The organism is Telluria sp. ZB4P37 (assembly GCF_059685855.1).
Genome location: NZ_JCASID010000001.1, coordinates 650,118 through 663,976 on the forward strand (window position 1 = coordinate 650,118; position 13,859 = coordinate 663,976).

At 64.4% G+C, this 13,859-nt stretch carries 12 protein-coding genes; 9 read left to right on the forward strand and 3 right to left on the reverse strand.

Annotated features, from left to right (window positions below):
* From lpxA to AC56K1_RS03200, 5 genes are read left to right on the forward strand one after another with little or no spacing between them, the layout of a single operon-like run.
* Positions 1-789, forward strand: a complete 789-nt coding sequence (gene lpxA / locus AC56K1_RS03180) for an acyl-ACP--UDP-N-acetylglucosamine O-acyltransferase (RefSeq protein ID WP_497156378.1) — start codon at positions 1-3, stop codon at positions 787-789.
* The gene (gene lpxB, locus AC56K1_RS03185) at positions 773-1,948 is read left to right on the forward strand and encodes a lipid-A-disaccharide synthase (protein WP_497156379.1); all 1,176 of its coding nucleotides are present in this window, start codon (positions 773-775) and stop codon (positions 1,946-1,948) included. The genes lpxA and lpxB overlap by 17 nt, the downstream gene beginning before the upstream one ends.
* Positions 1,945-2,604, forward strand: coding sequence for a ribonuclease HII (gene rnhB, locus AC56K1_RS03190; RefSeq protein WP_497156380.1), 660 nt, complete (start codon positions 1,945-1,947; stop codon positions 2,602-2,604). The genes lpxB and rnhB overlap by 4 nt, the downstream gene beginning before the upstream one ends.
* Positions 2,605-2,614: 10 nt before the next feature.
* A complete protein-coding gene (locus tag AC56K1_RS03195) occupies positions 2,615-3,400 on the forward strand; it encodes a TrmH family RNA methyltransferase (protein ID WP_497156381.1) in 786 nt (261 codons plus the stop codon).
* A gap of 51 nt (positions 3,401-3,451) precedes the next feature.
* Positions 3,452-4,648 carry an EAL domain-containing response regulator gene (locus tag AC56K1_RS03200; RefSeq protein WP_497156382.1) on the forward strand — a complete coding sequence of 399 codons (1,197 nt, stop codon included), beginning with the start codon at positions 3,452-3,454 and terminating at the stop codon, positions 4,646-4,648.
* A 547-nt stretch (positions 4,649-5,195) separates the two neighbouring features.
* On the opposite strand, the gene AC56K1_RS03205 is transcribed toward AC56K1_RS03200, so the two are convergent.
* From AC56K1_RS03205 to ppsR, 3 genes are all read right to left on the reverse strand, one after another.
* Entirely contained in the window at positions 5,196-7,229 is a 2,034-nt protein-coding gene (locus AC56K1_RS03205; protein ID WP_497156383.1) for a putative bifunctional diguanylate cyclase/phosphodiesterase, read from the reverse strand.
* Positions 7,226-7,765 carry a heme NO-binding domain-containing protein gene (locus AC56K1_RS03210; protein WP_497156384.1) on the reverse strand — a complete coding sequence of 180 codons (540 nt, stop codon included), beginning with the start codon at positions 7,763-7,765 and terminating at the stop codon, positions 7,226-7,228. Before AC56K1_RS03210 ends, AC56K1_RS03205 begins: the two co-directional genes overlap by 4 nt.
* A 139-nt stretch (positions 7,766-7,904) precedes the next feature.
* Complete coding sequence (gene ppsR / locus AC56K1_RS03215) at positions 7,905-8,765, reverse strand: posphoenolpyruvate synthetase regulatory kinase/phosphorylase PpsR (RefSeq protein WP_497156385.1); 861 nt, start codon at positions 8,763-8,765, stop codon at positions 7,905-7,907.
* A 179-nt stretch (positions 8,766-8,944) separates the two neighbouring features.
* On the opposite strand from ppsR, the gene ppsA reads away from it, so the two are divergent.
* The 4 genes from ppsA to AC56K1_RS03235 all read left to right on the forward strand — a co-directional run bounded on the left by ppsA (position 8,945) and on the right by AC56K1_RS03235 (position 13,828).
* Positions 8,945-11,392 (forward strand): phosphoenolpyruvate synthase, encoded by a 2,448-nt coding sequence (gene ppsA, locus AC56K1_RS03220; RefSeq protein WP_497156386.1) that lies wholly within the window; start codon positions 8,945-8,947, stop codon positions 11,390-11,392.
* Between the two features lie 226 nt (positions 11,393-11,618).
* Positions 11,619-12,041: an NfeD family protein gene (locus AC56K1_RS03225; RefSeq protein WP_497156387.1), complete on the forward strand. Its 423-nt coding sequence runs from the start codon at positions 11,619-11,621 to the stop codon at positions 12,039-12,041.
* Between the two features lie 57 nt (positions 12,042-12,098).
* Positions 12,099-13,019 (forward strand): SPFH domain-containing protein, encoded by a 921-nt coding sequence (locus tag AC56K1_RS03230; protein ID WP_497156388.1) that lies wholly within the window; start codon positions 12,099-12,101, stop codon positions 13,017-13,019.
* Positions 13,019-13,828, forward strand: coding sequence for an SDR family oxidoreductase (locus AC56K1_RS03235; protein ID WP_497156389.1), 810 nt, complete (start codon positions 13,019-13,021; stop codon positions 13,826-13,828). Before AC56K1_RS03230 ends, AC56K1_RS03235 begins: the two co-directional genes overlap by 1 nt.
* Positions 13,829-13,859: the final 31 nt, after the last annotated feature.

Below are 13,859 nucleotides of genomic sequence, written 5' to 3' on the forward strand. Positions count from 1 at the left end.
ATGAGCACGATTCACCCGAGCGCGATCGTCGACCCCAAGGCGGAGCTGGATAGCTCGGTCGAGGTGGGCCCGTATTCGATCATCGGCCCGCACGTGCGCATCGACGCGGGCACCGTGGTGGGCCCGCACGTGGTCATCGAAGGCCACACGACGATCGGCAAGGACAACAAATTCTTCCAGTTCGGCTCCATCGGCGCCGCGCCGCAAGACAAGAAGTGGAAGGGCGAGCCGACCCGCCTGGAGATCGGCGACGGCAATACCATCCGCGAGTTCGTCACCTTCAACTTGGGCACCGCCCAGGACGAAGGCGTCACCCGCCTGGGCAACGACAACTGGATCTCGGCCTACGTGCACCTGGCGCACGACTGCCAGGTCGGCAGCCACACGATCTTCTCGAACAATGCGCAGCTGGCCGGCCACGTGCACGTGGGCGACCACGCCATCCTGTCGGGCTACGCCGGCGTGCACCAGTTCTGCAAGATCGGCGCGCATGCCTTCATCGGCATGTACACCAGCCTGACCCAGGACGTCCCGCCTTTCGTGCTGGTGTCGGGTAACCCGGCCGGCCAGCGCGGCGTGAACATCGAAGGCCTGAAGCGCCGCGGTTTCTCGCGCGAGCAGATCGACGGCATCCGCGCCGCCTACAAGCTGCTGTACCGCTCGGGCCTGACGCTGGAAGAAGCCAAGGGCGCGCTGCTGGAGCAGGAAGCGCTACTGCCGGCGGCGGCTCTCGAGATCCGCGCGCTGCGCGAATTCCTCGGCACCGCCACCCGTGGCATCGTCCGCTGAGGCTCAGTTGAAAGAGATTTCGCTGGCCCTGGTCGCCGGCGAGGTATCCGGCGACATGCTTGCGGCGCGCCTGATTGCGGGCCTGCGCCCGCAGCTGCCTGGTGCGCGTTTCCACGGCATCGGCGGGCCGAAGATGATCGAACAGGGCCTGGTGTCGGACGTCCCCATGGACACCTTGACGGTGCGCGGGCTGTTCGAAGTCATCCCGCGCTACCGCGAGATCAAGGGCATCCAGAACCGCCTGCGCGACCGTCTTCTGCTCGAGCGTCCAGCGGCTTTCATCGGCGCCGACTATCCGGGCTTCAACCTCGGGCTGGAAGAGCAGCTGCTGGCCGGCGGGATCCCGACCGTGCACTTCGTCAGCCCGCAGATCTGGGCCTGGCGTGGTGGGCGTATTAAAAAGATCAAGCGCGCGGTTTCACACATGCTGGTGATCTTCCCCTTCGAGGAAGCGATCTATCGCGCGGCGGGCGTGCCGGTGACCTATATCGGGCATCCGCTGGCCGAGATGATTCCGCTGGCGCCGGACGTGGCGGCGGCCCGTGCAGCGCTCGCTCTTCCCCCGGATGTGCGCGTGGTCACGATCATGCCGGGCAGCCGGATGGGCGAACTGAAATACCTGGCCGAGCCCTTCGTGGCTGCGGCCAAGCTGCTGGCGGCGCGCGACCCTGGCCTGGTATTCATCGCGCCGATGGCGGGGGAGCGTCAACGCGCATACTATACCGAGATCGTTAACGCGGCCGGGCTGGCGGACGTGCCGGTACGGCTTGTCGACGGCGACTCGCATGCCTGCATTGCCGCCGCCGACGCGGTGCTGGTCGCCTCCGGTACGGCCACGCTGGAAGTCGCGCTGTTCAAGAAGCCGATGGTGATTGCCTACAAGGTCATGCGCGCCTCGTGGGAAATCATGCGGCACATGGGTTACCAGCCGTGGATCGGCCTGCCGAACATCCTGGCGCGCGAATTCGTCGTTCCGGAGTATCTTCAGCATGCGGCGACGCCGCAAGCGCTGGCCGATGCGGTCTGGCGCCAGCTCGACGACCCGAGCGGACGCGAGCAACTGGCGCGGCGCTTTCTTGAGATGCACCACAGCCTGCTGCGCAACAGCGCTCAGGCGAGTGCGGAGGCAGTCCTGCGCGTGATCGGACGGAAGAAATGAGCAAAGTAGTTAGAAAAAGCAGAGTCAACTTTTACCCCGGCCTGCCCCCAAGGCTGCGTCCGTTCACCGACCTGGACATCGTCTGCGGCGTGGACGAAGCCGGCCGTGGACCGCTGGCCGGGCCGGTGTTCGCCGCTGCCGTCATCCTCGATCCGAAGCGGCCGATCGACGGTCTGCGCGACTCCAAGAAGCTGACCGAGGCGCGCCGCGACGAGCTGGCCCCGCTGATCAAGCAGCATGCGCTGGCCTGGGCCATCGCCGAATGCTCCTGCGAAGAGATCGACAGCCTCAACATCCTGCACGCGACCATGCTGGCCATGCGGCGCGCGGTCGAAGCGCTGCAGACCCTGCCGACCATCGCCCTGATCGACGGCAACCGTTGCCCGCCGATGGAGGTGCGCGCCCACGCCGTCATCGAGGGCGACGACAAGGTACACGCGATCTCGGCGGCCTCGATCCTGGCCAAGACCGCACGCGATGCGCTGCTGGTGCAGCTGCACGCGCAGTATCCGCAATACTGCTTCGACCAGCACAAGGGCTACGGCACGGCGCTGCACTTGGAGCGCCTGCGCCAGCACGGCCCGTCGCCGGTGCACCGCCGCTCGTTCGCGCCGGTGCGCGAGCTGCTGCAGCAGGATATGTTTGCAGCGGTATGAGCGCATTCCCATGAAAAGCATCACGTCGCGCGACAACGCGTTCTATAAAGAGCTCAAGGCGCTCGCCACCAGCTCGCAGGCACGGCGCAAGGCCGGTCGCAGCCTGCTCGACGGCGTGCACCTGTGCCAGAGCTGGCTGGACCTGCGCGGCGCACCCGAACACTGCGTGGTGTCGGAAGACGCGCTGGCCAATCCGGAAGTCGCGGCCATTATCCAGCGCGTCGAAGCGCTGCATGCCCCTGTCACCGCATTGCCGGACGCGCTGTTCGGCGCCATCAGCCAGGTCGAGAACGGCGTGCACCTCATGTTCGTGGTCGAGTCGCCGGTGCCCTCCAAAGCGCCGGAGCTGCTGGAGTCCGCGGTGCTGCTCGACGGCGTGCAGGACCCCGGCAACGTCGGCTCGATCCTGCGCAGCGCCGCCGCCAGCGGGATCAGGCAGGTGTACTGCAGCCCCGGCACGGCCTTCTGCTGGTCGCCGAAGGTGCTGCGCGCGGCCATGGGCGCCCACTTCGTGCTCGACATCTTCGAGAACATCGAGCTTGCGCCGCTGGTACGCGAGGCGAAGGTGCCGGTGCTGGCCACCAGCGGCTATGCAAGCGAGCCTTTGTACGCGCTCGACCTGCGCCGGCCTGTGGCCTGGGTGCTGGGGCATGAAGGGCAGGGCGTGTCCAGCGAGCTGCTGGCGCTGGCGACGCACCGGGTGGCGGTGCCACACGCGGGCAAAGTCGAGTCGCTGAACGTCGCGGCCTGCGCCGCGGTGTGTTTTTTCGAACAGCTGCGCCAACTTCAATCGTAGACGCCGGCTAGACCTTCAGGGTAATCTGGCGGTTGACACAATGGAGTAGAGATGGACATCGCGCATTTGCATTTCCTGGTGGCGGAAGCCGACGCAGCCCAGCGCAGGACGCTGGTGGAGCTGCTCGGCCAAATGGGCGCGAGCCGCGTCACTGACGTGCCGGACGGGCACATGGCGCTGCAGCGCATGGAAGCCGGCTTCACCCCGCAAGTGAACGTCGCGATCGTTGACCTGGCGCTGCCGGGGATGGACGGCCTGGAGCTGATCCGCAACCTGGGCACCATGGGCGGCGGCGTGCGCCTGGTGGTCACGGGCGCCCAGCCATCGAGCCTGCTGTTCTCGGTCGAGACCCTGGCCCAGGCCTACGGCGTCGAGCTGCTCGGATCGATCACCAAACCGGTCACCGCGGCCAAGTTAAAACCCCTGCTCGACAACTACACGCCACTGGTGAAGGTGGACGAGCGGCCCGCCGGCCCCCGTTTCAGCTTCCAGGAAATCGGCATCGGCCTGCAAAAGCGCCAGTTCGAGCCTTTCTTCCAGCCCAAGATCGAGCTCGCCACCGGCCAGGTAAAAGGCCTGGAAGCCTTCGCGCGCTGGCGCCATCCCGAGCATGGCGTGCTGGGCCCCGGCTCCTTCATCGACGCGCTGGAACAGAACAACCGGGTCGACTTCCTCGACTGGAGCATGATCGAGATGGCGGCCGAGCACTGCCGCGCTTTCCAGGACCAGGGGCTGCCGATCGCGATGTCGATCAACCTCGCGCCCGAGACCCTGGCCAATCCGTCGTTCGTACGCCAGATCACCGCCTGCATCGGCCGCCACCGCATCTTGCCTGAATACCTGACCTTCGAGATGCCCGAGTCCTCGGTGTTGAACACCGACCCGCATTTTATCGAACGCCTGGTGCGCCTGCGCATGATGGGCTTTGGCCTGGCGATCGACGACTATGGCACCGGCAGCTCCAACCTCCAGCTGCTGGCGCGCATCCCCTTCACCGAACTGAAGATCGACCGCAGCTTTGTCGACGGCGCCTCCAAGCGCCGCCCCCTGGGCACCGTCCTGCGCTCCTGCCTGAGCCTGGCGCACAGCCTGGACCGCATGTCCGTCGCCGTAGGCGTCGAAACCCGCCAAGACTGGGACTTCCTCCAAAACCTCGGCTGCACCTACGCCCAGGGCTACCACATCGCCAACCCCATGGAAGCCGCCGCCTTCCCCGGCTGGCTCGAAGACTGGCGCCACTTCTTCTAAGCCCATTGGGGTCAGAGTTGAATTTCCGGGAAACTTACAAAAATTTCCTGTCATTCGACTCTGACCCTAATTGCTTAAAATATCTTGATCCAAAAATTAATAAGCCCATTGGGGTCAGAGTTGAATTTCCGGGAAACTTACAAAAATTTCCTGTCATTCGACTCTGACCCTAATTGCTTAAAATATCTTGATCCAAAAATTAATTGGGGTCAGAGTCGAATTGTTTGACAACTTTTGAAAGTTGTTCGTAATTCGACTCTGACCCTCGTTATTTTTGCCTCGTTTTGAGCTTATAGCCGCGATTATTCTGTCGGCTCAATTGATCACATTTCTTTATTGCCGCTATGTCCCGAAAATGGCAATCGTGACCCCCAATTTAATGAGGGTCAGAGTCGAATTAATTGGAAACTCTCGAAAGTTTCCTGTAATGCGACTCTGACCCTAATTATTGAACAATTGCTCTTGTGGCTGGAGGCAGATGGTCGGGTACATGATTTATGTAGCCCTGCAATCTTTCTCGACAATTCAACTCTGACCCCATTAGGGGTTATGGGGTTTGCAGGATGGCCTCGCCATTGTTTTGGCGGGTCAGCGCTGCGATGACGGCTTCCTTGTCGAGGGGGCGGAAGTAGAAATAGCCTTGGACGAAGTCGCTGCCCATTTCGCGCAGGATGTTGACCTCGGCCTTGGTTTCGACGCCTTCGGCCACGACGTCCAGGCCCATCGAGCGTGCCAGCATCACGACCACTTCGGCGATCTGGCGCTTGTCGCCGTGGGTGTCCATGGCGCTCACGAACGAGCGGTCGATCTTCAGGGTGTCGATCGGCAGGCGGCGCAGGTGGCTCAGCGACGAGTAGCCGGTGCCGAAGTCGTCCAGGCTCAAACGCACGCCCAGGGACTTGAGCTGCTTGAAGATCGCCAGCGCATGCTCCGGATCGGCCATCACGGCGCTTTCCGTCAGCTCGAGCTTGAGGCTGTCCGCGGCGATGCCGGTCTCGTGCAGTACGCGCGTGACCACCTCCACCAGCTTGCCGTCGTTGAGCTGCACCGCCGAAACGTTCACGCTCATGCTCAGGATGCCGGCGCTGGTCTGCTGCCACACGCTCAGTGCGCGACAGGCTTCGCCCAGCACCCAGCCTCCGATTTCGCCAATCAATCCGATCTCTTCGGCCACCGGGATAAATTCCACCGGCGAGATCATGCCCAGCACCGGATGGCGCCAGCGCAGCAGGGCCTCGAAGCCGCGGATCACGTTGTCCTGCGGCGAGACGATCGGCTGGTATTGCAGGAACAGCTCGCCAGCACCGAGGGCCAGGCGCAGCTCCGCTTCGAGCGTGAGGCGCCGCAGCGCGCCTTCCTGCATGGTCTGGTCGAACATCATCCACCGCGCGCGCCCGTTCTGCTTGGCGTGATACATCGCGATGTCGGCGTCGCGCAGCATCACCTGTACGTCGCTGTAGCCGCTGCTGCTCAGGGCGATGCCGATACTGGCCGTGACATACACCTGCTGCTGACCGACCTGCAGCGGCGCGGCCAGCGCCTGCAGCAGGCGCTCGGCGACGCGGATCGGGGTCGCGGCGCCGCCGATGTTATCGAGCAGGATGGTGAACTCGTCGCCGCCCAGGCGCGAGACGACGTGGCCGTCGTCGCCCTCGGGATCGCGCGAAATCAGGTCGTTCTGGCGCAGGCAGGCCATCAGCCGGCGCGCGGTCGCCACGATCACCTGGTCGCCGGCCTGGTGCCCGAGCCCGTCGTTGATCGCCTTGAAGCGGTCCAGGTCGACGAACAGCACGGCGAACTGGTAGGACGGGATGCGCTGCGCGCGCACCATGAAGTGCTCGAGCCGGTCGAGGAAGAGCTTGCGGTTGCCCAGCGCCGTTAGCGGGTCGTGCAGGGCGTCGTGCAGCAGGCGTTCCTGCGCGCGGCGCCGTTCGATCACGCGTCCGAGCTGAGTCCCGACCTGCGCCATCAGGCGCAGCATCGAGTCGTCAGGCGCTTGCTGCTCGCGGCTGAAGAATTCGAGTACGGCGACCACTTCGTTCCCGATCACGACCGGGAAGGCGAACAGCGAGGACAGTCCCAGCTGCGCCAGCAGCGGCATGCGCAGGAAGGCCGATTCGTCCGGCGCGCCGACGTTGGCCCAGGCCGCGGCCGCGGTGTCGAGCACCCGGCCCGGCAGGCCGACGCCTGCTGAGAAAGCGAGGTCCTCGCTCAAGGTACGCAGCTGGTCGAACTGGCCGGTACTCGCATCATGCCAGATGCGGGTCGAGTCGAGCGGCTGGTCGGCGCCATGCCCGCGCACCAGCAACAGGTGGCCGAGCGGCCACTCGGTGTAGCGGCACACCGCTGCGAGCGCGCGACGCATGGCGTCTTCGACGCTGGCTGCCTCGTTGGCCGCCACCGCGATGTGCTCGAGCAGGGTGATCTCCTGCTGGCGCTGGAACAAATCGCGCAGCCCGCGCTCGGCGATAGCTTCGGCTTCCTGGCGCGCGGCGATCTCGCGCTTGAGGCGCCGCTGCAGGCGTGCGATCTCGGGGTCCGGCGTGGCCGTGTCAAGGGCCGGGGCGACGACAGGGTTCACGGCGTGAAGCTGACGTGGAAGACGCACTTGCCGGCGCCGTCGTGCATGCACTCGGACTGGCGGATCGAGGCCTGCTCGTGATAGTGCCCGGCCGCGCCCTGCATGAAGCCTTCGGCCAGGGCGCACAGGCGGCGCGCCGAGTTGTAGCCGATGACCAGGGTCTTGCTGTCGCTCCTGTCGAAATCGAACACCGGCGGCGCGGCGCCCGGATACAGCTTGCGCACTTCCGGATGAATCAGGCTGTTGAGGGTCAGCAGGAAGCTGCGGCTGGAGGTATGGCTGGCGAAGAAGCTGGGATAGCGTGCGTGCAGCAGCGGCATGGCGCGCCGCCCGAACCAGCGCAGGACGTCCTGCGGCGGAATGTTCAGCGCCTTGGACGCCACCTCGACCAGGCGCACGACTTCGGCGTCGTCATAGCTGCCGAGCGAGGTATAGGCGCCATCCAGGCCGGCGTCGTCCAGCAGACGGTCCCAGGTCGCTTCGCCAAACTCATTGCTGACCGCTTCTTCAAGCAGGTTGAATACAATGCCCTTCATGTTGCCCCCGTAAAATTTGCGTCAATTCTACCTGCATAAAGACACAAATATCCACCAGGAAACTATTTAACAGACGGAATCGACAAAGCGGCAGCCTGGATGTTGAAAGAATGCAACAGCATTCTCACCTTCATCATGTCTAGTATTCGCGCCGGTCCGGCTTGATCTCCTGCAGGATCGTCGTGGCGATCTCTTCGATCGACTTGGTGGTGGAGGACAGCCAGCGCACGCCTTCGCGCCGCATCATCGCTTCCGCCTCGTTGACCTCGTAACGGCAATTCTCGATCGACGCATACTTGCTGCCCGCGCGCCGCTCGTTTCGGATCTGCGACAGGCGCTCGGGCGTGATCGTCAGTCCGAACAGCTTGGATCTGAACGGCGGCAGCCCGGACGGCAGCTTGCCGCGCTCGAAGTCGTCCGGGATCAGGGGATAGTTGGCGGCCTTCAGCCCATACTGCATCGCGAGATAGAGGCTGGTCGGGGTCTTGCCCGAGCGCGACACGCCGACCAGGATCACGTCGGCCTCGGCCAGGTTCTTGTGCGACTGACCGTCGTCATGGGCCAGCGAAAAGTTGATCGCTTCGATACGGTTCTTGTACTCCTCGGTGTCCACCGCATTGTGGATGCGCCCGATCGTGTGCGTCGACTTCACGCCCAGCTCCTGCTCCAGCGGCGAGACGAAGGTCTGGAACAGGTCCATGTGCATGCCCCTGGCTGCGCGGATCACGCTCGAGAGGTCGTGCTTGACCAGGGTCGAGAACACGATGGGGCGCTGGCCGTCGCGTTCGAAGCTGTCGTTGATGCGCCGCGCCGCCTCATGCGCCTTCTCGATCGAATCGATGAAGGGCAGGCGGATCTGCCGGAAACGCATTTCGAACTGGCTCAGCACCGCGTGGCCGAAAGTCTCGGCAGTGATGCCGGTGCCGTCGGAGACGAAGAAGACGGTGCGCGCGGACGGCGGCGAGGCGGGAAGCGGGGCAGGGCTGGTTTCAGCGGTCATGGTGTCTTATTGCCAAGCTTTGGTGACATAGTTGCGGCGAATTCACCCCGTCACAGGGTAAAATGTTTGGCAACAGGAGCTGCATTGTGCTGCACGACGGCCAGAATAACAAGAACGCCCCGTCCCCGGCACTGCATGGTTCCGCAAAGGTTTCTATCATCAAGTAAGGGTGTTTCACCATGACTAACCTGTCTGTAGCAGCATTGAAGGAGCCGGACCAGGCATCAAGCAACGCGACGCGCGCCTATGTCGCATCGTTCGAGAACCTGCGCATGACCGACGTCGAATCGGTCGGCGGCAAGAACGCCTCGCTCGGCGAGATGATCAGCCAGCTGGCCGGCGCCGGCGTGCGCGTGCCGGGCGGCTTTGCCACCACCGCCGACGCCTTCCGCGATTTCCTCGACCACAGTATCGATGGGGGCGCCTCGCTGGGCGACCGCATCGCCACCCGCCTCGAGGGCCTGGACATCGACGACGTGCGTTCGCTCGCGCTGGCCGGCGCCGAGATCCGCCAGTGGATCGTCGCCACCCCCTTCCAGCCGCGTCTCGAAGAAGAAATCCGCGCCTATTACCAGCGCCTGGTCGAAGGTTCCGATACCGAAGTCTCGTTCGCCGTGCGCTCCTCCGCCACCGCGGAAGACCTGCCGGACGCCTCGTTCGCGGGCCAGCAGGAATCCTTCCTGAACGTGGTCGGCATCGACAACGTTCTAGAGGCGATGAAGCACGTCTTCGCGTCGCTCTACAACGATCGCGCGATTTCCTACCGCGTGCACAAGGGCTTCACCCACGCCGAAGTGGCGCTGTCGGCCGGCGTGCAGCGCATGGTCCGCTCCGACACGGGCGCTTCGGGCGTGATGTTCACGATCGACACCGAATCGGGCTTCAAGGACGTGGTCTTCGTCACCTCGAGCTATGGCCTGGGCGAGACCGTGGTGCAGGGCGCCGTCAATCCGGACGAGTTCTACGTCCACAAGCCGATGCTCGCGCAGGGCAAGTCGCCCGTCATCCGCCGCAACATCGGCTCGAAACTCATCAAGATGGAATTCACCAGCGAGGCCAAGGCCGGCCGTTCCGTGAAAACCGTCGACGTGCCGATCGAGATGCGCAACCGCTACTCGCTGATCGATTCCGAAGTGGTCGAGCTGGCGAAGTACGCCGTCATCATCGAGAACCACTACGGCCGCCCGATGGACATCGAGTGGGGCAAGGACGGCCGCGACGGCAAGCTGTACATCCTGCAGGCGCGCCCGGAAACCGTGAAGTCGCAGCAGAAAGCCACCGACGCGCAGCAGCGCTTCAGCCTGAAGGGTTCCAGCACCGTGCTGACCAGTGGCCGCGCCATCGGCCAGAAAATCGGCGCCGGTCCCGTGCGCGTGATCACCGATCCGGCCGATATGGAACGCGTGCAGCCGGGCGACGTGCTGGTGGCCGACATGACCGACCCGAACTGGGAGCCGGTGATGAAGCGCGCCGCCGCCATCGTCACCAACCGCGGTGGCCGCACCTGCCACGCGGCGATCATCGCGCGTGAACTGGGCGTGCCGGCCGTCGTCGGCTGCGGCGACGCCACCGAGGTGCTCAAGGACGGCACCTTCGTGACGGTCTCCTGCGCCGAAGGCGACGAAGGCCGCATCTACGACGGCCTGCTGGAAACCGAGATCACCGAAGTCTCGCGCGGCGAACTGCCGCCGATCAAGACCAAGATCATGCTCAACGTCGGCAACCCGCAGCTGGCCTTCGACTTCCAGTCGGTGCCGAACAACGGCGTGGGCCTGGCGCGCCTCGAGTTCATCATCAACAACAACATCGGCGTGCACCCGAAGGCCATCCTCGAGTACCCGAACATCGATGCGGACCTGAAGAAAGCGGTGGAGTCGGTCGCACGCGGCCACGCCTCGCCGCGCGCCTTCTACGTCGACAAGCTGGCCGAAGGCGTGGCCACGATCGCCGCGGCCTTCTGGCCGAAACCGGTGATCGTGCGCCTGTCCGACTTCAAGTCGAACGAGTACAAGAAGCTCATCGGCGGTTCGCGCTACGAACCGGACGAAGAAAACCCGATGCTGGGTTTCCGTGGCGCCGCGCGCTACCTGGCCGAAGACTTCGCCGAAGCCTTCGAGATGGAATGCACGGCGATGAAGCGCGTGCGCAACGACATGGGCCTGACCAATGTCGAGCTGATGATCCCGTTCGTGCGCACCCTGGGCCAGGCCGAGAAGGTCATCGAGCTGCTGGGGAAGAACGGCCTCAAGCGCGGCGAGAACGGCCTGCGCGTGATCATGATGTGTGAAGTGCCGTCCAACGCGATCCTGGCCGAGCAGTTCCTTGAACACTTCGACGGCTTCTCGATCGGCTCCAACGACCTGACCCAGCTTACCCTGGGCCTGGACCGCGACTCCGGCATGGAGCTGCTGGCCAAGGACTTCGACGAGCGCGACCCGGCGGTCAAGGCGATGCTGTCGCTGGCGATCAAGGCCTGCCGCGCCAAGGGCAAGTACATCGGCATCTGCGGCCAGGGTCCATCGGACCATCCTGACTTCGCGCAGTGGCTGGTGGAAGAGGGCATCGAGTCGATGTCCCTCAATCCGGACTCGGTGATCGAGACCTGGCAGAAGCTGGCGGCGATGTAAGCGCCACCCGGTGTGGGCGATCGTCCCGCTCACACCGGGCCAGGCTATGCGCCTGCGATAAACGTCAAGGTGGATGCTCCCATACCTGCCTGGACCTGCTACACTGGCATTGATCACTTCCTTGCCGAAAGCACAGAATAACCAAGCGCCTCGACATATTCGAACCCTCGCCGCCTATGCAGGCCGCGGGGGTTTTTTACTTTTCAAAACCTGAAAGGAAGACGCCATGACTGACTGGATGGGCTGGCTGGTAGGCGCCGGCATCCTCGTGATCGCCGAAATGTTCACCGGAACGTTTTACCTCTTGATGATCGCGATGGGCCTGGGCGCCGGCGCGCTCGCCGCCTTGTCGGGCGCGGGCGGGGCGACCCAGACCGTGGTCGCCGCCGTAATCGGCCTGGCCGCCACCGCGATCCTGCACCGCAGCCGCTTCGGGCGCCCGGCGCGCAGCGAGGCTTCGCGCGACCGCAACGTCAACCTCGACATCGGCCAGCGCATCGCGGTGAGCAGCTGGGAACACGGCCGCGCGCGCGCCATGTACCGAGGCGCGCTGTGGGATGTCGAACTCGGACCCGGAGCGCTGCCGGAAGCGGGCGAGTTCCGCATCGTCGAAGTGCTGGGCAGCCGGCTGATCGTGTCGAACTCTTGAAGCCGGCAAATTCATAAGCCTGGCATCTATATCACTACTCATCTATAAGGTTAACTAATGGAACTTACGTCCGGCGCCGTCGCCCTGGTGTTCTTCATCATTGCCCTGGTCTTCATTTTCAAGACCATCAATGTCGTACCGCAGCAGCACGCACTGGTGGTCGAGCGCCTCGGCAAATTCCACGCCGTGCTCGGGCCCGGCCTGAACATCGTGGTGCCCTTCATCGACCGCGTCGCCTACAAGCACAGCCTCAAGGAAATCCCGCTCGACGTGCCGCCCCAGGTCTGCATCACGCGCGACAACACCCAGCTGCAAGTGGACGGCATCCTCTACTTCCAGGTGACCGATGCGATGCGTGCGTCCTACGGTTCGTCCAACTACATCCAGGCCATCACCCAGCTGGCGCAAACCACGCTGCGCTCGGTGATCGGCAAGATGGAGCTCGACAAGACCTTCGAAGAGCGCGACCACATCAACACCACCATCGTCAACGCGATCGACGAATCGGCCGCCAACTGGGGCGTGAAGGTGCTGCGCTACGAGATCAAGGACCTGACCCCGCCGGCCGAGATCCTGCACGCGATGCAGCGCCAGATCACGGCAGAGCGCGAGAAGCGCGCCCTGATCGCGGCCTCGGAAGGCCGCCGCCAGGAGCAGATCAACATTGCGTCGGGCGAGCGCGAAGCCTCGATCGCCCGCTCCGAAGGCGAGCGCCAGGCATCGATCAATCGCGCCCAGGGCGAAGCCAGCGCCATCGTCGCCCTGGCCGAGGCCAGTGCCACCGCGCTGCGCCAGGTCGGCGCCGCGATCCGCGAGCCGGGCGGCATGGATGCGGTCAACCTGCGCGTGGCCGAACATTATGTCGACGCCTTCGGCAAGCTGGCCAAGACCAATAATTCGCTGATCGTACCGGCGAATATGGGCGACATGAGCAGCGTGATCGCCAGCGCGCTGCAGATCGTGAAGGCCCAAAAATAATGAGAGTAGTGATCATCACCGGCGCCTCCGACGGCATCGGCGCCGAGATGGCGCGCCAGCTCGCACGCAAGGAAGGCGCAGGCGTGGCCCTGGTGCTGGCCGCCCGCAACGCGGAGCAGCTCGATGCGGTGGCGCGCGAGTGCGCCGTCTTCGGTGCGCAGACGCTGGCGGTGCCGACCGACGTGTCGGTGCGGATCCAGTGCCGGCGCCTCGTCATCACTGCGGTGGAACATTTCGGCCGCGTCGACGTCCTGGTCAACAACGCCGGCCGCTCGGCCCATGCGCTGTTCGAGGAAGTCGACGACCTCGACTGGTACGAGGAGCTGATGCGCGTGAACCTGTGGGGTGCGATCTGGTGCACGCAAGCTGCGCTTCCCCACCTCAAGGCCACGCGCGGCAGTATCGTCGCGGTGTCCTCGCTGGCGGGACTGGTCGGCGTACCCGGGCGAACGGCTTACTGCGCGACCAAGTTCGCGATGACGGGCTTTTTCGAGGCACTGCGGGCCGAAATGAAGGGGGCGGGGGTGAGCGTGACGACGGCCTATCCGGGCGTGGTCGCCACCAGCATCCGCTACCGCGGCTTCAACGCCCAGGGCCAGCCGATGGGCACAAGTTCGCTGAAGGAAGAGGGCGCGATGAGCGTCGAGGAATGCGCGCGCCTCATTATCGAGGCAATGAATGCGCGCAAGCGCGAAGTGGTGATGACGGCCAAGGGCAAGATCGGGCGCTTGCTCAAGCTGATTGCGCCGGGCGTGGTGGAAAAGATCGCACTGGCGGCGCTCAAGCAGGACGTGCGGCCGCCGCAGTGAATACGGGTTTGGCGGCTGCCTGAGGAACCTG